Genomic DNA, 18,833 nt, shown 5'->3' on the forward strand with positions numbered 1-18,833 from the left:
TCCACAACTCCATCCGCACGGGCCTGGGGCTCGACTGTACCACGCGGGCCACGCGCCGGCTGCGCCTGCTGCCCGCCAATTTGTGGTGCGGGCGGGGGGCCCCCCCCGCCCCCGCGCCCGCCCGCCACCACTCCGGGCCGCTGGCGGCCCGGTCAGCTTGAATTCCTCATCGTCGCCCTCCTCGGGCTGCTCCTCGCCCAGTCGTGGATCGTCACCCGGCTGGACGCGCCCGCCGTACAGGCATGGAGCACCGTCTTCGTGGCGATCGTGGTGCAGGCCACGCCGTTCCTTGTGCTGGGCACGGTGATCTCCGCGGCGATCAGCGCCTTCGTACCAGCGAAGGTCTTCACCCGGATCCTTCCCCGCAACCAGATGCTGGCCGTCCCGGTCGCCGGACTGGCCGGAGCCGTACTACCCGGCTGCGAATGCGCTTCGGTGCCGGTCTCCGCGGGACTCATGGCACGGGGTGTGGCCCCGGCCGCGGCACTGGCCTTCCTGCTGTCCGCACCGGCCGTCAACCCGATCGTCATGGTCGCCACAGCCGTTGCCTTCCCCGGGAACCCGGAAATGGTGATCGCCCGCTTCATCGCATCGCTCGGTGCGGCAGTGGTGATGGGCTGGCTGTGGGCCAGGTTCGGCCGCCCCGAGTGGCTGAAGCTGCCAAAACGCCTGCACGGGGCGGAGGGCGGCAACCGCTGGGAGACCTTCCGGCTCGGACTCCAGCACGACTTCATGCACGCCGGCGGCTTCCTCGTGGTCGGCGGCGTCACCGCGGCGACCCTCAACGTCACCATCCCGCGCGGCGTTGTCGACTCGGTGGCGGGCGTCCCCCTGGTGTCGGTCCTGACCCTGGCGTTCCTCGCGGTGATCCTGGCGGTGTGCTCCGAAGCCGACGCCTTCGTGGCGGCGAGCCTGGCCGGTTTCTCACCCACCGCCAAACTCGCCTTCATGGTCGTCGGCCCCATGGTCGACGTGAAACTCATCGCACTGCAGTCCGGGACCTTCGGCCGCGGATTCGCCCTGCGCTTCTCCAGCGCCACCTTCGTGGTCGCCGTCGCGCTGAGTGCCGTCGTCGGGTGGTGGTTGCTGTGAAACGCGACGTACAGGCGGTTGTCCTGGTCCTGCTCGGTGGTGCGCTGCTGCGCATCTCAGTCGGCAGTGACATGTACCTGCGGTACGTGAAAGAGGGACTGCGGCCGGCGATCATCGCCGCGGGTGTGATCCTGCTCCTGGTCGGCTTGTACGGGGCGGTGCGGGACGGGGTGCTGCGGAAGCACGAAGACGCCGGGGTCCACGTCGACGGCCCCGCGCACGCCAACGACTCTGTGCACGTCCACGGCCCGGCGTACAGCCCCGCCCACGACCCTGCCCGCCGCCCCGTACACGGCTCCGTGCGCGGCTCGGTGCACGCCCCCCGGGGCCCGGTGGACCCCGGCCTCCGGGATGAGGAACAGCACGACGGGAGCGGCGGCCACGGCCATGACCACAATCACGGTCCCAAAGTGGCCTGGCTGCTGACCCTTCCGGTGTTCGCCCTCTTCCTGATCTCCCCGCCGGCACTCGGCTCGTACACCGCGGAACGCGCCCCGTCCACCGTCGCCAAGCCCGCGGACGCCGCAGTCGAAGGAACTCCCTTCCTGCCCCTGCCTCCCGGAGATCCGCAGGAACTGACACTCGCTGAGTTCAGCCAGCGCGCAGTCTGGGACACCGCGCACACCCTGACGGGGCGCACCGTGGCACTGACCGGATTCGTCACCCCGGGCAAGGACGGCCGCTGGATCCTCAACCGTTTGGCGATCAGCTGCTGTGCGGCCGACGCTCAAGCACGGCGCGTGGAGATCAACGGGGTCGGAGCCCCGCCCAAAGACACCTGGGTAACCGTCACCGGGAGCTGGCAGCCGTCGAAGCAGCGGCCCACCGACAGCACCGTGCCGCAGCTGGACGGGGTGACGGTGCAACAGATCACAGCGCCCAAGGACCCGTACGAATAGCGGCTCAAGAATCCGCACGGACAAACGTCAACAACTGAGGGGCCGCCCACCAGGTGGGCAGCCCCTCAGCGTTTGTCCAACCGTACGGGGACGACAAAAAATGCGACCCGCGAGGGCACTTCAGCCGTTCGACGCTCCAGCGCTGCACGGCGTGCACGTGCCGAAGATCTCCAACGTGTGCGAGACATCGCTGAAACCGTGGTCCGCGGCGATCCGGTCCGCCCAGCGCTCGACCGCGGGCCCCTCGACCTCCACCGTGCGGCCGCAGGCGCGGCACACCAGGTGATGATGGTGCCCCTGGCTGCACCGCCGGTACACGGCCTCGCCGTCGTGGCTGCGCAGGACATCCACCTCGCCGGCCTCTGCCAGTGCCTGGAGGGTGCGGTAAACCGTGGTCAACCCGACCGACTCACCACGCTGCTTCAGCAGATCGTGCAGTTCCTGTGCGCTGCGGAAGTCATCCGTCGCGTCCAGGAGCGTCGAGACTGCGGCCCGCTGCCGGGTCGCCCTCCCCGGGACGGGGCCGTTCGTGGTGGTGGTCACCCTGACGCCTCCTCAGTGGCTGCCTTGGCGGCCATTGTGCCAGCGTCACCCGCTGCCGGGGCACCGCCGGGCGGAGGGCCGATACGAACCTCGAGCTCGGAGTCCCGCGCCGCACGGGCCTGCCGGGCCCGCCGCCGGTTCAACGGGGTGGTCAACAGCCCCACTACGACGAACAGGGCGATGGCCAGGAGCACGATGGTCGCCCCGGGCGGCGCGTCCACGTAATACGTCAGCGTCGTGCCGGAGAGCGACACCACCACCCCGATACCGATCGCGGCGGACATGGTGGCCGCGAAGGTACGGGTCATCTGCTGTGCCACCGCGACCGGAACGACCATGAGGGCGCTCACCAGGAGCAGGCCGACCACCCGCATGGCCACGGTCACAGTGATCGCGGCGGTCGCCGCCAAGAGCAGGTTGAGCGCACGCACCGGCAACCCCGTGACCCGGGCGAACTCCTCGTCCTGACAGACCGTGAACAGAGCCCGGCGCAGGCCGACCGTCACCGCGAGGACGACGACCGCAAGGACCGAGATGATCCGGATGTCCTGCGTTGACACCGAGGTCAACGACCCGAACAGGTACGACTGGAGGTTGGCGTTGCTGCCCTCGGGCGCGAGGTTGATCAGCATGACGCCGCCCGCGATGCCGCCGTAGAACAGCACCGACAGCGCGACGTCGCCGCTGACCTTGCTGCGCTCACGGATCAGTTCGATAAGGATCGCGCCGGCCGTGGCCACGACCACCGCGGTGATCACAGGTGAGGTGCTGAGCAGGAAGCCCAAGCCGACGCCGGTCAGCGCCACATGGCCGATGCCGTCACCCATGAACGCCTGCCGCCGCTGGACGAGGTAGGTGCCCACAGCCGGGGCTGTCATGCCGACGAGCAGCGCCGCCAGGAGTGCGCGCCGCATGAAGTCGAACTCGAACATGCTCACGAGAGGAGTCCCGTCGGGGAGGCGTCTGCCGGGGCGCAGTGCGCCTGGGCGTGGTCGTGCCCCGGCAGGGCGTGCCAGTCGGCTCCGGGCAGCGGTGGGCCGTCGTACGTGGCGACTCCGTCGCGCAGCACCACAATGCGGTCGATCAACGGCTCCAGGGCGCCCAGCTCGTGCAGGACGAGCAGCACGGAGCATCCCGCTTCGGCTTGCCGGCGCAGAGTCCCGGCGAGGACCTCCTGGCTGGCCAGGTCCACCCCGGCCATCGGCTCGTCCATGATCAACAGATCGGGGCGGCGGGCCAGGGCGCGGGCGATCAGGACCCGCTGCTGCTGACCGCCGGACAGGTGCGCGATGCCGTCCCTGGCGCGGTCCAGCATGCCGACGGCGTCCAGTGCCCCGTCCACGGCGGCACGGTGCGTCCTGTCGAGCCGGAACACGCTCCTGCCCGTCAACAGCCCGGACGTGACAACCTCGCGCACACTGGCCGGTACACCGGCCGCGGCGGTGGTGCGCTGCGGCACGTACCCGATCCGGCCCCAGTCCTTGAACTTCGCAGCAGGGGTCCCGAACAACTCCAGCCGGCCGCCGGTCAACGGCACCAGCCCGACCACGGTGCGGACCAGCGTCGACTTCCCCGAGCCATTGGCGCCGAGCAGCGCGACGACCTCCCCGGGGCGGACGGTCAGCTCCACGCCGCGCAGCACGGCGCGCTCGCCCATCGACGCTGTGCCGTCGGTCAACCGTACGACCGTGGTTTCCTGTCCGGGCCGCGTCCCGGCACCGTCGCCGTGCTGTGGCTGCCTCATCGAGGCGTCAACGGTGGTCATGAGCACCCCATCGCGCCGCGCAGGGCCTGGAGGTTGGCGCGCATCACTGAGAAGTAGTCGGCCTTGGACTCGTCCTGGACGCCCTCGAGCGGGTCGAGCACCCCGGTCGTGAGGTTCAGGTCCTTCGCCAGGGTTTCGGCAGTCTTCGGGCTGGCCAGTGTCTCGAAGAAGATCGTGGTCACGCCCTTATCTTTGATCTGCTTCTGCAGTTGCGCGATCCGCGCGGGGGAGGGTTCGGCCTCCGGGCTGATGCCGTTGACCCCGAGCTCGTTGATCTTGTACTTCTCCGCGAGGTAGCCGAACGCCGCGTGCGAGGTGACGAAGTCCTTGGTGCGGCACGTGGCCAGCCCCGCGGCGAACTCCTTGTCGAGCACATCGAGCCTGGTGACCAGTCCGGCGGCCCGGGTCCGGTACCCCTCGGCGTGCGCCGGGTCGGCCTTGGCCAGGGCGTCGCCCACGCCGGTCGTGACCGCACCCAGGCGGGTCGGGTCCAGCCAGATGTGCGGGTCGCCGGCCCCGTGGTCGTGATCGTGGCCCTCGTCGCCGCCGTGTTCGTGTTCGGCGTGCTCGTCCGCGGATTCACCGGAGTGGTCGCCGTCGACCTCCGTGCTGTGCCGCTCCAGCGGAGACACAGTGGTCGCTTCCAGGGTGTGCTTCGGCTTGTTCTGCTTCACGGCCTCGTCCACGGCGGGCTGCAGACCCTTGAGGTAGACCATCAGGTCGGCCTGGGAGACCTGGCCGACCTGCCTGGGGGTGAGCTCCAGGTCGTGCGGCTCGGCCCCGGCCTTGGTGAGGTTGGAGACCTTCACGTCTGGGCCGCCGACCTGCTCGGAGATGAACTTCAGCGGGTAGAAGGCGGCGACGACCTTCAACTTCTTACCCCCGGTCGAACCGCCGCCTGCCTGCGCCGTGCCGTCGTCCGTGCCGCATCCGGCCATCAGGAGGGCCGTGGCTGCGGCGGCGACAAGGGTGAACCCGGGGGCGGTCCTACGTATCTTCATGAAAATGATTCTCAACTCTAATGACAATCGTTGTCAACGCGCCTGGTGAAGCGAGGCACTGCCGGAGGGCGCGCCGGGCGGGGTCCGCCCCCCGCGGGGGAAGCGAATTGAACGACCACCCCAGGGGCCCGATAGCCTGTGTTTTCCCGCAACCGTCCGACGAGATGCCGAAGAGAGCACTGTGGCCGCCGACAAGATCGACCAGATCGTCAGCCTGAGCAAGCGCCGTGGCTTTGTGTACCCCTGCAGCGAGATCTACGGCGGCACCAGGGCCGCCTGGGACTACGGCCCGCTGGGTGTTGAACTCAAGGAGAACATCAAGCGCCAGTGGTGGCGTTCGATGGTCACCTCGCGTGACGACATCGTCGGTCTGGACTCCTCGGTCATCCTGGCCCGCGAGGTCTGGGAAGCGTCCGGCCACGTCCGGGAGTTCACCGACCCGTTGACCGAGTGCAGTTCCTGCCACAAGCGATTCCGCGCCGACCACATCATCGAGGCCTACCAAGCCAAGCACGACGGGCGCGAGCCGGCCAACGGTCTGACCGACCTGGCCTGCCCCAGCTGCGGCAACAAGGGCACCTTCAGCGAGCCCAAGATGTTCAACGGGATGCTCTCCACCCACCTGGGCCCCGTGCAGGACGGCACGGGGCTGGCCTACCTGCGCCCGGAGACCGCCCAGGGCATCTTCATCAACTACAAGAACGTCGAGACGACGTCGCGCCGCAAGCCGCCGTTCGGCATCGCGCAGGTCGGCAAGTCCTTCCGCAACGAGATCACGCCCGGCAACTTCATCTTCCGGACCCGCGAGTTCGAGCAGATGGAGATGGAATTCTTCGTCAAGCCGGGCGAGGACGAGAAGTGGCAGGAGTACTGGATGCAGGAGCGCTGGAACTGGTACACCAGCCTCGGCCTGCGCGAAGAGAACATGCGGTGGCTCGAACACCCCAAGGACAAGCTCGCGCACTACTCGAAGCGCACCTGCGACATCGAGTACCGCTTCAACTTCGGCGGCAACGAGTTCGGTGAACTCGAAGGCATCGCCAACCGCACCGACTTCGACCTGAAGACGCACTCGGAGGCCTCAGGTACCGACCTGATGTTCTTCGACCAGGAGGCCGGCGAGCGCTGGTACCCCTACGTCATCGAGCCGGCCGCCGGTCTCAACCGGGCGATGCTCGCCTTCCTCCTCGACGCCTTCAACGAGGACGAGGCGCCCAACGCCAAGGGCAAGATGGAGAAGCGCACCGTTATGCGCTTCGACCCGCGCCTGGCCCCGGTCAAGGCCGCGGTGCTGCCGCTGTCCCGCAACTCCGACCTGTCGCCCAAGGCCCGTCAACTGGCCGCCGACCTGCGTCAGTTCTGGAACACGGACTTCGACGACGCCGGTGCGATCGGCCGCCGCTACCGCCGCCAGGACGAGATCGGCACGCCGTTCTGCGTCACCGTCGACTTCGACACCCTCGAGGACAACGCGGTGACCGTGCGCGAGCGCGACACCATGAAGCAGGAGCGGGTCTCACTCGACCAGGCCGTGGGCTACCTCGCCGCACGCCTGCCGGGTTGCTGACCTGACCTGAGGAGCAGCGGGTAAGGGGCTTCCCGGAACACTGGGAAGCCCCTTTCCGTACGGGAGAATCCGTACGCAGGTCACGACTCACGCCTGTGACTCAAGACCCACGACCCACGGGTGTGACTCTCGGTCGACGGTCTGTGGCCTGCGACCAACGCGTCCAAGACGCACAGACGCCGGTCTGTGGCCCGCGGCTATGTGTGGGCGAGCGCCGAACGGGCCTCCATGAGCGCGAAGCCCAGCAGGTTCAGGCCGCGCCAGCGCTCCGGGTCCTGCGTCGCCTCGTCGCTGCCCAGGAGACCGATACCCCAGATCCGGTCCATCGGGCTGGCCTCCACCAGGACGCGGTTCTTCGAGCCCAGCAGATACGACCGCAGATCTTCGTCCTGACCGAACTTGGCGATGCTCCCGCGAATGACCAGGTCATAGCGGTGCGCGACCCAGGCGTCCTCGTCGAAACCGCGGACCTCGCGGCCGATCAGCTTGGCCTGTTTGGGGTGGTTGGCGGCCATGACCCGGCGTTCAGCCTCGACGTCACCGAACAAGCGGGCCTTGCCGGCCATCATCCAGTGCTCGGCAGTCCGGTAGGTCACCCCGTCGACGGTGAACGGTGACGGCCACCACTGGCTCAGACAGCCCTGGCCGACCAACCCGTCGGCCTGCGGCTGGTGCCCCCAGAAGAACAGGAACTTCAGCCGCTGCCCGCGCTTGTACGCCGCCACTACGGATTCAAGATCATGAGGTGTGTCGCCGGATGCGGTGCTGCCTTCTGTCATGCCCGGCATGCTTCCAGACCGTACCGACAGCGGACCAGCGGAATATCCGGTGCCACCGCACTCCCGCGAGCGCGTCACAATGGACAGTCGGACCAGGCCCGTGCAGGGCCCCGCCCCCCACCCCACCGATGTACGGAAGGACCCGGCGCCGCCCGTGACCACTCCTGAGCAGACCACCACCGCCCCCGCCCTACACCTGGGCGGCACCGAGATCTGGCCTCCGGTGGTGCTCGCGCCGATGGCCGGGATCACCAACGCGCCGTTCCGCACCCTGTGCCAGGAACAGGCCGAATCGGCCACGACGGTACGCCCCGCGGGCCTGTACGTCAGCGAGATGATCACCACCCGGGCCCTGGTGGAACGCGACGACAAGACCATGCGGCTGATCCGCTTCGCCGAGACCGAGAAACCCCGCAGCATCCAGCTGTACGGGGTGGACGCGGACATCGTCGGACGTGCGGTGGCGATGATTGTCGACGAGGACCTCGCCGACCACATCGACCTCAACTTCGGCTGCCCCGTGCCCAAGGTCACCCGCAAGGGCGGCGGATCGGCACTGCCCTACAAGCGGCATCTGTTTCGCGACATCCTGCGGTCCGCGGTCAAGAACGCCCGCCACATCCCCGTCACCATCAAAATGCGCAAAGGCATCGACGACGACCACCTCACCTACCTCGACGCCGGCCGCATCGCCCAGGAGGAAGGCATCACCTGGGTCGCCCTGCACGGGCGCACCGCCGCGGAGCACTACGGCGGCACCGCGGACTGGTCGGCCATCGCCCGGCTGAAGGAAGCGGTCACCGGGATCCCGGTACTCGGCAACGGCGACATCTGGGCGGCGGACGACGCGCTGCGCATGATGCGCGAGACGGGCGTCGACGGCGTCGTCGTCGGCCGCGGCTGCCTCGGACGCCCGTGGCTGTTCCGCGACCTGGTCAGCGCCTTCGAAGGCAGCGCCGCACGGGCTCAGCCCACACTGCGCGAGGTGACCGGGGTACTGCGTCGGCACGCGGTCCTCCTCGCCGAGTGGATCGGTGACGAGGAGCGCGGCGTCGTCGACCTCCGTAAGCACATGACCTGGTACACCAAGGGCTTCTCCGTCGGCTCCCAGGCCCGGCGCAGCCTCGGCCTGGTGTCCTCGCTCGCCGACGTGGACGAGGTGGTCGGACAACTCCACCTGGACCAGGCCTGGCCGGACGGGGCGGACGGTCCCCGGGGCCGTACGGCGGGGGGCAAGCGGGTCATCCTGCCCGAAGGCTGGCTGGACGACCCGTATGAGACGACGTGTGTGAGCGCTGACGCGGAACTGGACACTTCCGGGGGCTGAGCCTGTCGCCCGCAATCCTGCGGATCTTGAGACCCGTGTGGATCTTGAGTCCCGTGTGGATCTTTGGACCCGTGCGGATCCTGAGTCCGCTTGGATCTGAACTTTCACGGGTCTGAGGTCCCAAGGGTCTGAGGTCCCACGGATCTGTGCCCCCCGGGCCCCGTGCCTGCGGCTTCGCCCTGGCGCGGAGCGGATACCAGTGAACGCCCACTGGGGCATCAGTTCGAGAAGCGGGCATTCGACTGCGTTGTGGCGGGTAACCTCCCCGCCATCGAAGGCGGTACCACAGGCACCGTCAGGGGCGCCCCGTACACGGACGCCCGCAGGGACCGCCGTGTGCGAGGAGGACTCCCTTGCCGAACCATCCCGGGCCATCAGCCCAGGTGACAGCCTCGACTACACCTGCCCCGAAGTACGTCTACGCCTTCTCCGAAGGCGGCCGGGACCAGCGTGACCTGCTCGGCGGCAAAGGCGCGAACCTCGCCGAGATGGCCAACCTCGGACTGCCCGTACCGCCCGGTTTCACCATCACGACTGAAGCTTGCCGCGCATATCTGGCGCACGGGGCCGAGCCCGCGGGTCTCCGCGCTGAAGTGTCCACGCACCTCGACGGTCTCGAACAGCGCATGGGGCGCCGACTGGGACAGCCGGACGACCCCCTGCTGGTGTCCGTACGTTCCGGAGCGAAGTTCTCGATGCCCGGGATGATGGACACGGTGCTGAACGTGGGCTTGTCCGACGCCTCGGTCGCGGGACTGGCTACCCGGGCGGGCGGCGACGACCGCTTCGCCTGGGATTCCTACCGCCGTCTCATCCAGATGTTCGGCAGGACGGTGCTCGGCATTCCGGGGGAACTGTTCGATGACCGGCTCGAAGAGGTCAAGCGGGTCCGGGGCGCGACAGCCGACGTCGAGCTGACCGCCGTCGATCTGCGGGGACTGGTGGAGTCCTACAAGGCCGTGGTCCGCAAGGAGACGGGGGCGGAATTCCCGCAGGAGCCGCGTGAGCAGCTCGACTTGGCGATCCGCGCCGTGTTCGAGTCGTGGAACGGGGAGCGTGCCCGGCTCTACCGACGGCAGGAACACATCAGCGACGACCTCGGCACCGCGGTGAGCATCGTGGCGATGGTGTTCGGCAACCTGGGGCCGGGTTCGGGCACCGGAGTCGCCTTCACCCGCGACCCTGCCACCGGACAGACCGGAGTCTGGGGCGACTACCTGCGCGACGCCCAGGGTGAGGACGTGGTGGCCGGCATCCGCAACACAGTGCCCCTGGCCGAACTCGAACGGATCGATCCGGCTTCCTACACACGGCTGTTGGACATCATGGCGATTCTCGAGGGGCACTTCCGGGACCTGTGCGACATCGAGTTCACCATCGAGCGCGGGACCCTGTGGATGCTCCAGACACGGGTCGGCAAGCGTACGGCTGAAGCAGCCTTCCGCATCGCCGCCCAACTCGTGGACGAGGGCGTCATCGACCTGGACGAGGCACTGTGCAGGGTCACCGGCGACCAACTGGCCCAGCTGATGTTCCCCCGGTTCGAGACAGGACATCGTACGGAGCCCCTGGCGCACGGGATCGCGGCCTCGCCCGGGGCCGCGGTCGGTATCGCGGTCTTCGACCGGGACACCGCGGTGGAACGCACGGCGCAAGGTGATCCGGTGATCCTGGTCCGGCGCGAGACCAACCCCGACGACTACGCCGGGATGGTCGCGGCCCGCGGCATCCTGACGAGCCGGGGCGGCAAGACCTCACACGCCGCGGTGGTCGCCCGGGGCATGGGCAGGACATGTGTCTGCGGGGCCGAGGACCTTGATGTGGACACGGTCGGCCGGTCGTTCAGCACTGCGGACGGGACCGTGGTGCACGAGGGGGACACGATCTCGATCGACGGCACCGCGGGGCTGGTGTACGCCGGAGGGCTCCCGGTGGTCCCCTCGGCGGTGGTGGAGTACTTCGAAGGGCGGCTCGAACCGGACGCCGCATCGGTCGGTGCGGTGGTCGGTGCGGTGGTCGGTGCGGTGGTCGGTGCGGTGGACCGGCTCATGAAGCACGCCGACACCCGGCGGCGGATGCTGGTCCGCGCCAACGCCGACACCGGTCCGGACGCCGCCCGGGGCCGCCGGTTCGGGGCCCAGGGGATCGGACTGTGCCGTACGGAGCACATGTTCATGGGGGAACGGGCCCGGCACCTCCAGCAGTTGATCATCGCGGGCACGGAGCGGGAGCGCGAGCACGCACTGGACGTCCTGTTGCCGCTGCAGCGCGCGGACTTCACGGAGATCCTCGAGGCGATGGACGGGCTACCGGTCACCGTCCGGCTGATCGATCCGCCACTGCACGAGTTCCTGCCCGACCTGACCACACTCGCCGTTCGGGTGGCCCGTGCCGAAGAGCACGGGGCGGCGGACCAGGGCGATGTCGACCTGTTGACGGAGGTCCGCCGACTGCACGAACACAACCCCATGCTCGGCCTGCGTGGGGCACGCCTGGGGTTGGTGCAGCCCGGCCTGGTCGCGATGCAGGTACGGGCGGTCGCGGAAGCCGTGGTGCTACGGCTCAGGGACGGCGGACGCCCCCGGGTGGAGATCATGGTGCCGCTGGTCGGAGCCGTACAGGAGTTGCGCCTGGTCCGTGCCGAAGTCCTGACGACCCTCGACAAGGTGGGGCGGGCGGCCGGCCTCGATCTGGTCGACGGCCCGGAGGCCCCGCTGATCGGAACGATGATCGAACTGCCCAGGGCAGCCCTCACCGCAGGAGCCATCGCCCGCGAGGCCGACTTCTTCTCCTTCGGCACCAACGACCTGACCCAGACCACCTGGGGACTGTCGCGCGACGACGTCGAATCCTCGCTCTTCCCGACCTACCTGGAGAAAGGAGTCTTCGAGGTGTCTCCCTTCGAAACGATCGACGAGGAGGGGGTCGGACACCTGGTGGCCGTCGCAGCCCGGGAAGGCAGGACGGCACACCCGGGTCTGAAACTGGGCGTGTGCGGAGAACACGGCGGCGATCCGGCCTCCGTGCACTTCTTCCACGCCACAGGTCTGGACTACGTGTCGTGCTCACCCTTCCGGGTGCCGGTGGCACGCCTTGAGGCGGGCCGCGCGGCGGTCATCGCCGAAAAGTCGGGACAGCACCCGGCGGCCGACACCCGCTGAGGGTGACCGGACGCCGGGAACCCGGTCCGGTGCGGAGGCGCCGCGCCGTAGAGTGGCCCTGTGCCGAAGATACGAGCAGCATCCGTCGCCGAGCACCGGACCATGCAGCACACCGCGCTCCTCGACGCGGCCCGTGCGCTGCTCGACGAAGGCGGATTCGCCGCGCTGACGTTCCCCGGCCTCGCCGAACGCACCGGACTGGCCCGGTCCTCCGTCTACGAGTACTTCTCCTCGCGGGCCGCAGTCATCGAGGAACTGTGCGCTGTCGACCTCCCGGTGTGGGTCGCCGAAGTCGAGGACGCGATGGCGGCGTCCGAGGACCCGGCACAGAAGATCGCGGCCTACGTCCGCCGCCAGCTTGAGCTGGTCGGCGACCGTCGCCACCGCGTGGTAGTGGCGATCTCGACAGGCGAACTGGCTCCTGACGCGCGTGAACGCATCCGGGCCGCCCACGGACGGATCGTCGAACTGGTCGTCTCCGCGCTGGCCGACCTGGGGCACGCCGAACCACTGCTCGTCGCCTCCCTCGTCCAGGGCATGGTCGACGCCGCCGTCCGGCGCATCGAATGCGGTGCCGACGAGGCCGAAACTGTCCGCACCGTCGCCGCCGTCGTGCTGGGCGGAGTGGCCGCGCTGCCCGCCGCCGCCCTGCCGGAAACCGAGCACGGCGGCGAGCCGGGGCGGGTAGAGCCGGGACCGGCCGTGGCGCAACAGCGTTAGCGGGTCGCGGTAGTTCTCGGCCAGACCACGCCCGACGATGTACCCCCAGTGCAGGCAGGACACGCCGCCGCAGTGCTCCTCTGACCCCGGGCTCACAGTGCCGATCACCTGCCCGGCCTGGACCGGCGTTCCCGCCACGATGTCGGGGCCGGGGGTCACGTAGGTGTACGTCGTACGGACCCTGCCATGGTTGATGGACACAGCTGTGCGCTTGCCGGTCTTCCCGGCGAAGTAGACTTGGCCCCTGCCAGCCGCGCGGACTTCCTGGCCGGTTTCCGCGGCCAGGTCGACACCGCGGTGCCCGGGTTGCCACTTCTGCGGCGGAAGGTTGAAGCGGCGCAGCAGGGCAGGGCGTGGCGACAGCGGCCACACCCAGCGCGGTTGTGGGGCGACTGCACCCCTGTCGGCGCGGGCGGCCATGCCCACGTCAGCGCGGGCGTCGGACGCCACCGCGGCCGCGGCCACCAGGGCGCAGGCGAGCAGTGCGTACACGGGACGGAAGGGCGGGCGGCTGAAGGCGGCCCGCGGATAGGTGGTTCGCATGCCTCCAGCCTTCTCGCCGGGCGGCCGCGGAAAGGCCCGAAAATCGGGAAAACGCCGTTTCTGTGGATAACCGCTCCCGGTGCCGAACAGCCTGTGGAGAAACAGTTCTTCGCATCCGCCGGACACACGACCGACATCACACGTGCCGTTCCGCCGGACACCTGGCCGCGCCGCGCCGTACCGTCCGGCCCGGGGCGGCCGGACACGGGGTCGCTGGCCCCCTCCCGCGTCCCGTACACTTCCCGGAGCGACCCGACCGTCCGGGTCGACTTCGCACGCCCATCCACGAGCCCCCCCGAATCCGGTCCTCCGGAGTTCGGCGTCGGACGTGGAGGCACACCACTCGGTCCGAGTCCGCACGGTTCCCAAGACCCAGGTCTTACAGAACCCGACGGGTCCGGTCATGGTGTGTGCGGGCGTCAGGCGCACCGGCATCCCGCCGGTGCGGTCAAACCGAGTCGGCACCCGAACCACCATCCGGGTGCCCAAACGCGAGGAGCGTACGGCCATGGCCGTCGTCACAATGCGGGAGCTGCTGGAAAGCGGCGTCCACTTTGGTCACCAGACCCGCCGTTGGAACCCGAAGATGAAGCGTTTCATCTTCACGGAGCGCAACGGCATCTACATCATCGACCTCATCCAGTCGCTGTCGTACATCGACCGCGCCTATGAGTTCGTCAAGCAGACCGTGGCGCACGGCGGCACGATCATGTTCGTCGGCACCAAGAAGCAGGCGCAGGAAGCGATCGCCGAGCAGGCGACGCGCGTGGGCATGCCCTACGTCAACCAGCGCTGGCTCGGTGGCATGCTGACCAACTTCCAGACGGTCTTCAAGCGCCTGCAGCGCCTCAAGGAGCTCGAAGAGCTCGACTTCGACGACGTGCCCGGCTCGGGCATGACGAAGAAGGAACTGCTCGTCCTGAAGCGCGAGAAGGACAAGCTGGTCAAGACCCTCGGCGGTATCCGCAACATGCAGAAGGTGCCCAGCGCCATCTGGATCGTGGACACCAAGAAGGAGCACATCGGCGTCGGTGAGGCCCGGAAGCTCAACATTCCGGTCGTCGCGATCCTCGACACCAACTGTGACCCCGACGAGGTCGACTACAAGATCCCGGGCAACGACGACGCGATCCGCTCCGTCGCAGTCCTGACCCGCGTGATCGCCGACGCTGTCGCCGAGGGCCTCATGGCCCGCTCGGGTGGCGCGGACAAGGCTGCCACGGCAGCCGAGCCGCTCGCCGCCTGGGAGCGCGACATCCTCGAGGGCGAGAAGAAGGCCGAGGAGGCCCCGGCCGCCGAGACCGTCGAGGCTCCCGCCGCCGAGGTTGAGGCTGCTCCGGCCGCCGCCGACGAGACTCCGGCCGCTGAGACCGTCGAGGCTCCGGCCGCCGACGAGACCCCGGCTGCCGCCGAGGAGACTCCGGCCACTGAGGCCGACCCGCAGGTCTGATCCGCGAGCGAGGGGTACGACGGCCGGCCGAACAGACCGCCGACGTACCCCTCGCCCCGTATCGAGCCCCGCTACACAGTGTGAGAGCACTGTGTCCGGGCGCTTTTCCAGCGCATCCACTGCGGGCCCGCCTGCTTGGCAGGGCCCCGCTGCAGAAGAGACGAGAGAACCCAGAGATGGCGAACTTCACTGCTGCGGACGTGAAGAAGCTCCGCGAACTCACCGCCGCCGGCATGATGGACTGCAAGAAGGCGCTCGACGAGGCCGAGGGTGACCTCGACAAGGCCGTCGACATCCTGCGGGTCAAGGGCCAGAAGGGCGTCACCAAGCGTGAAGGCCGTTCGGCCTCCAACGGTGCCGTCGTGGCTGTCCTGGACGGCAACAAGTCCGGTGTGCTGCTCGAGCTGAAGTGCGAGACGGACTTCGTCGCCAAGGGTGACAAGTTCGTGGTGGCCGCCAACGCGATCGCCGAGCACGTCGCGAAGACCTCGCCGGCCGACATCGAGGCGCTGCGCGCGTCCGAGATCGAGCCCGGCAAGACCGTTCAGGCGTTCGTCGACGAGACCAACGCGCTGCTCGGCGAGAAGATCGTCCTGGACCGCTTCGCGCAGTTCGCCGACGGCTTCGTCGCTTCCTACCTCCACCGCACCAGCCCGGACCTGCCCCCGCAGGTCGGCGTCCTGGTCGAGCTGGACAGTGCGAACGACGAGGTCGCCAAGGGCGTCGCGCAGCACATCGCCGCGTTCAGCCCGATCTTCCTGAGCCGCGAGGACGTCCCGGCCGAGACGGTCGAGAACGAGCGTCGTGTCGCCGAGGCCACCGCGCGCGAGGAGGGCAAGCCCGAGGCTGCCCTGGCACGCATCGTCGAAGGCCGGGTCACGGGCTACTACAAGGAGAACGTCCTCCTTGAGCAGTCCTACGCCAAGGACAGCAAGAAGTCGGTCCAGAAGGTCCTCGACGAGGCCGGTGTCACGCTCAAGCGTTTCGCCCGTTTCCGCGTCGGCGTCTGAGCCAGCACGTGCAACACCCCGGACGTGATGTACGGCCCAGGCTGCACGTCACCGGCCGGGAATCGCAGCACCCGCCCCGGGCCCTGTCCGCCCCGTGCTCCGCACGGAGTGGACGGCCCGGGGCACCCGCACAATGACACCACCGGTGCCCGGTGGACGCGGCTGACCGCTGCCCCGGGCCCGAAAGCCCGGGGCGGCCGGAACGTCGGCCCCCGTGGGCCCGCATCGACGAGGAGGCCACCCGTGGAGGGAACCGTGCACGAGACCGGTACAGCGGGAGCCTCCGCACCGGCAGGGGACGACCCGGACCGTGCGTACCGCCGCCGGGTCATGCTCAAGCTTTCGGGCGAGGCGTTCGCCGGAGGCCACGGTCTGGGCGTTGACCCGGACACTGTGCAGGCCATCGCCAGCCAGATCGCCGACGTCGTTCGCCGCGGCACCCAGGTCGCCGTGGTCATCGGCGGCGGCAACTACTTCCGCGGCGCCCAGCTTTCGCAGCGCGGGATGGACCGCGACCGGGCCGACTACATCGGGATGCTCGGCACCGTGATGAACTGCCTGGCGCTCCAGGACTTCCTGGAGAAGGCCGGCGTCGAGACGCGCGTGCAGACCGCCATCACCATGGGCCAGGTCGCTGAGCCGTACATCCCGCGCAAGGCCGAGCGGCACCTGGAGAAGGGCCGCGTGGTCATCTTCGGTGCCGGCATGGGCATGCCGTACTTCTCGACCGACACCACCGCCGCCCAGCGCGCCCTGGAGATCGACGCCAGTGTGCTGCTCATGGCCAAGGGCGTGGACGGGGTGTACGACGACGACCCCAAAACCAACCCGGACGCGGTGAAGTTCGACGCACTCGACTACAACGAGGTCCTGGCCCGGGGCCTGAAGGTGGCCGACGCCACCGCCATCACCCTGTGCATGGACAACCAGCTGCCGATTGTGGTGTTCAACCTGCTGGTCGAGGGCAACATCGCCCGCGCCGTCCAGGGTGAGAAGATCGGCACCTTGATCAGCGCCGAACCGCGCTGAAGACACGAACAGCGGAGTGTTTCGCACAGATCCGGCTGAAGGATTCACCCGATAGTGCGAAGTCATCCAGATCCGGCCGGCGCAGGCCGTGCGGACCCGTGCGAAGGCATGGGAACCTACGGCGTACGACCGGCACACCACGGTGGGACAAACGGACCGGGACAGGAGCCGAGACGTGATCGATGAAACCCTCCTCGAGGCCGAGGAGAAAATGGAGAAGGCGGTCTCCGTCGCGAAGGACGACTTCGCGACGATCCGCACCGGCCGGGCACACCCGTCCATGTTCAGCAAGATCCTTGTTGAGTACTACGGGACGATGAGCCCGGTGAACCAGCTCGCCTCATTCACCATGCCGGAACCGCGCATGGTCCTCATGTCGCCGTTCGACCGCGCTTCGACGAACGCGATCGTCAAGGCCATCCGCGACTCGGACCTTGGGGTCAACCCCACCGACGACGGCAAGGTCATCCGGGTGGTGTTCCCGCAGCTGACCGAAGAGCGCCGCAAGGAGTTCATCAAGCTGGCCCGCACCAAGGCCGAGGACTCCAAGATCTCCATGCGCGCCGTCCGCCGCAAGGCCAAGGACGCCATCGACAAGATGGCCAAGAACAAGTCGAGCGAGGTCAGCGAGGACGACGCACGCCGGGCCGAGAAGGAGCTCGACGACGTCACGCACCGCTACACCGCGCAGGTCGACGAGTTGCTCAAGCACAAGGAAGCCGAGTTGCTCGAGGTCTGATGAACAACTCCCCCTGGGGCGGTACGCCGTACGGCACGCAGCCCGGACAGTCCCGTGGAGCGGGGCAGTCCGGGCAGCGTGCCGAAGAGCACGCGCCGGCGGTCCACGGTCCGCTGTTCCGTGATTCCGAGCCGTACCCGCCCGCCGACGACGGCGCGACCATGATGCTTCCGCCCGTTCCCGGCTTGTACGGGGCGAATCCGGAGGACGACGTGTCGCACCCTGAACCGCAGCCGGATCCGCCGGCGGACGGACCTGTACCCGTGCCGCTTCCCGCGGATTCGAAGAAGAAGAGCCGCGCGGGCCGCAACCTGCCCGCCGCGATCGGTGTCGGGGCCGTCCTCGGCGGTCTGGTCATCCTCGCGCTGCTGACCCTCCCGGTGCTGTTCGTCGGAGTTGTACTCGCAGCCATGCTCATCGGTCTGTGGGAACTGGCGGGCGCACTGGCCGGTTCCGGCGACAACGCGCGGGGGATCCGGCTGCCGCTGGTCCCGCTGGCCGTCGGCACCGTGGCGATGCAGATCGCCGCGTACGTCCGGGGCGCCGAGGGCCTGGGCATCGCCACCGCGCTGACCGTACTGGCGGTCATGGTGTGGCGGATGACCGAAGGTCCGCAGGACTACCTACGGGACATGACCGCAGGCGTTTTCGCCGTGTTCTACCTGCCGTTCCTCGCCGGGTTCGCGACGCTGATGCTGGCCGCGGACCAGGGGGCCCAGCGGGTCCTGGCATTCATGGTCCTGGTGGTGTGCGCCGACACCGGTGCGTACGCGGCGGGAGTGCTGTTCGGCAAGCACAAGATGGCGCCGAAGATCAGCCCCGGCAAGACCTGGGAAGGGCTGGCCGGAGCGGTTGTCGCCAGCGCGCTGGCCGGAGCCCTGTTCCTGCAGTTCATGCTGGACGGGGCCTGGTGGCAGGGCGCGGTCCTCGGCGCTGTCACCGCGATGGTCTCCGCGGTCGGTGACCTCCTCGAGTCAATGATCAAGCGCGATCTCGGCGTCAAGGACATGGGAACCCTCCTGCCCGGCCACGGCGGCGTGCTCGACCGGCTCGACTCGCTGGTCGCCGCGGCACCGGTGGTGTGGTTGCTGCTCGCCGTGTTCATCGGGTCCTGAACCGCAGCGTGACGTGACCCGTCCCGGGTCCTCAACGGCACCGGGTCCTGACCCGTCCCGGGAACCGAACCTGGACGGGCTGCGAACCGTACA

General features: G+C 68.8%; 16 protein-coding genes and 1 pseudogene. 11 read left to right on the forward strand and 6 right to left on the reverse strand.

Translation table 11 applies throughout. From position 1 onward, the window contains the following. Nucleotides 1–78: 78 nt before the first annotated feature. Both AC0Z36_RS22450 and AC0Z36_RS22455 read left to right on the forward strand, forming a co-directional pair. Nucleotides 79–1,092, forward strand: coding sequence for a permease (locus tag AC0Z36_RS22450; RefSeq protein WP_485464837.1), 1,014 nt, complete (start codon nucleotides 79–81; stop codon nucleotides 1,090–1,092). After that, entirely contained in the window at nucleotides 1,089–1,991 is a 903-nt protein-coding gene (locus tag AC0Z36_RS22455; protein ID WP_485464807.1) for a TIGR03943 family putative permease subunit, read from the forward strand. Before AC0Z36_RS22450 ends, AC0Z36_RS22455 begins: the two co-directional genes overlap by 4 nt. Nucleotides 1,992–2,111: 120 nt before the next feature. Here AC0Z36_RS22455 and AC0Z36_RS22460 read toward each other — a convergent pair whose 3' ends face one another. The 4 genes from AC0Z36_RS22460 to AC0Z36_RS22475 are packed head-to-tail and all read right to left on the reverse strand — an operon-like array spanning nucleotide 2,112 to nucleotide 5,300. Further along, complete coding sequence (locus tag AC0Z36_RS22460) at nucleotides 2,112–2,534, reverse strand: Fur family transcriptional regulator (RefSeq protein ID WP_485464808.1); 423 nt, start codon at nucleotides 2,532–2,534, stop codon at nucleotides 2,112–2,114. Further along, nucleotides 2,531–3,466 carry a metal ABC transporter permease gene (locus AC0Z36_RS22465; protein WP_485464838.1) on the reverse strand — a complete coding sequence of 312 codons (936 nt, stop codon included), beginning with the start codon at nucleotides 3,464–3,466 and terminating at the stop codon, nucleotides 2,531–2,533. Before AC0Z36_RS22465 ends, AC0Z36_RS22460 begins: the two co-directional genes overlap by 4 nt. Nucleotides 3,467–3,468: 2 nt before the next feature. Beyond that, nucleotides 3,469–4,278: a metal ABC transporter ATP-binding protein gene (locus AC0Z36_RS22470; RefSeq protein WP_485464839.1), complete on the reverse strand. Its 810-nt coding sequence runs from the start codon at nucleotides 4,276–4,278 to the stop codon at nucleotides 3,469–3,471. Between the two features lie 17 nt (nucleotides 4,279–4,295). Beyond that, nucleotides 4,296–5,300 (reverse strand): metal ABC transporter substrate-binding protein, encoded by a 1,005-nt coding sequence (locus tag AC0Z36_RS22475; RefSeq protein WP_485464809.1) that lies wholly within the window; start codon nucleotides 5,298–5,300, stop codon nucleotides 4,296–4,298. A gap of 181 nt (nucleotides 5,301–5,481) precedes the next feature. On the opposite strand from AC0Z36_RS22475, the gene AC0Z36_RS22480 reads away from it, so the two are divergent. After that, nucleotides 5,482–6,867, forward strand: a complete 1,386-nt coding sequence (locus AC0Z36_RS22480; RefSeq protein ID WP_485464810.1) for a glycine--tRNA ligase — start codon at nucleotides 5,482–5,484, stop codon at nucleotides 6,865–6,867. Between the two features lie 197 nt (nucleotides 6,868–7,064). Here the strand turns inward: AC0Z36_RS22480 and ybiA are convergent, their stop codons facing one another. After that, entirely contained in the window at nucleotides 7,065–7,646 is a 582-nt protein-coding gene (gene ybiA / locus AC0Z36_RS22485; RefSeq protein ID WP_485464811.1) for a riboflavin biosynthesis intermediates N-glycosidase, read from the reverse strand. Nucleotides 7,647–7,800: 154 nt separating this feature from the next. Between ybiA and dusB the strand changes: the two genes are divergently transcribed. The 3 genes from dusB (at nucleotide 7,801) to AC0Z36_RS22500 (ending at nucleotide 12,854) form a co-directional block, all read left to right on the forward strand. Further along, nucleotides 7,801–8,973, forward strand: coding sequence for a tRNA dihydrouridine synthase DusB (dusB, locus tag AC0Z36_RS22490; protein WP_485464812.1), 1,173 nt, complete (start codon nucleotides 7,801–7,803; stop codon nucleotides 8,971–8,973). A 383-nt stretch (nucleotides 8,974–9,356) separates the two neighbouring features. Beyond that, on the forward strand, nucleotides 9,357–12,134 hold the full coding sequence (gene ppdK, locus AC0Z36_RS22495; protein ID WP_485464813.1) for a pyruvate, phosphate dikinase: 2,778 nt from the start codon (nucleotides 9,357–9,359) through the stop codon (nucleotides 12,132–12,134). 102 nt (nucleotides 12,135–12,236) lie between these two features. Then, the gene (locus AC0Z36_RS22500) at nucleotides 12,237–12,854 is read left to right on the forward strand and encodes a TetR/AcrR family transcriptional regulator (protein ID WP_485464840.1); all 618 of its coding nucleotides are present in this window, start codon (nucleotides 12,237–12,239) and stop codon (nucleotides 12,852–12,854) included. Between the two features lie 54 nt (nucleotides 12,855–12,908). Here AC0Z36_RS22500 and AC0Z36_RS22505 read toward each other — a convergent pair. After that, nucleotides 12,909–13,907: pseudogene (locus tag AC0Z36_RS22505) on the reverse strand (peptidoglycan DD-metalloendopeptidase family protein); the annotation flags it as partial. Here AC0Z36_RS22505 and rpsB point away from each other — a divergent pair. The 5 genes from rpsB (at nucleotide 13,906) to AC0Z36_RS22530 (ending at nucleotide 18,740) form a co-directional block, all read left to right on the forward strand. Next, nucleotides 13,906–14,847, forward strand: coding sequence for a 30S ribosomal protein S2 (rpsB, locus tag AC0Z36_RS22510; protein ID WP_485464814.1), 942 nt, complete (start codon nucleotides 13,906–13,908; stop codon nucleotides 14,845–14,847). The pseudogene AC0Z36_RS22505 and the gene rpsB overlap by 2 nt on opposite strands. A 176-nt stretch (nucleotides 14,848–15,023) precedes the next feature. Beyond that, nucleotides 15,024–15,857, forward strand: coding sequence for a translation elongation factor Ts (gene tsf / locus AC0Z36_RS22515; RefSeq protein ID WP_485464815.1), 834 nt, complete (start codon nucleotides 15,024–15,026; stop codon nucleotides 15,855–15,857). A gap of 330 nt (nucleotides 15,858–16,187) precedes the next feature. Beyond that, complete coding sequence (gene pyrH / locus AC0Z36_RS22520; protein ID WP_485464841.1) at nucleotides 16,188–16,886, forward strand: UMP kinase; 699 nt, start codon at nucleotides 16,188–16,190, stop codon at nucleotides 16,884–16,886. A gap of 175 nt (nucleotides 16,887–17,061) precedes the next feature. Beyond that, nucleotides 17,062–17,625: a ribosome recycling factor gene (frr, locus tag AC0Z36_RS22525; RefSeq protein ID WP_485464816.1), complete on the forward strand. Its 564-nt coding sequence runs from the start codon at nucleotides 17,062–17,064 to the stop codon at nucleotides 17,623–17,625. Next, complete coding sequence (locus AC0Z36_RS22530) at nucleotides 17,625–18,740, forward strand: phosphatidate cytidylyltransferase (protein WP_485464817.1); 1,116 nt, start codon at nucleotides 17,625–17,627, stop codon at nucleotides 18,738–18,740. The genes frr and AC0Z36_RS22530 overlap by 1 nt, the downstream gene beginning before the upstream one ends. Nucleotides 18,741–18,833 lie beyond the last annotated feature (93 nt).

The organism is Kitasatospora sp. UYEF31 (assembly GCF_057291755.1).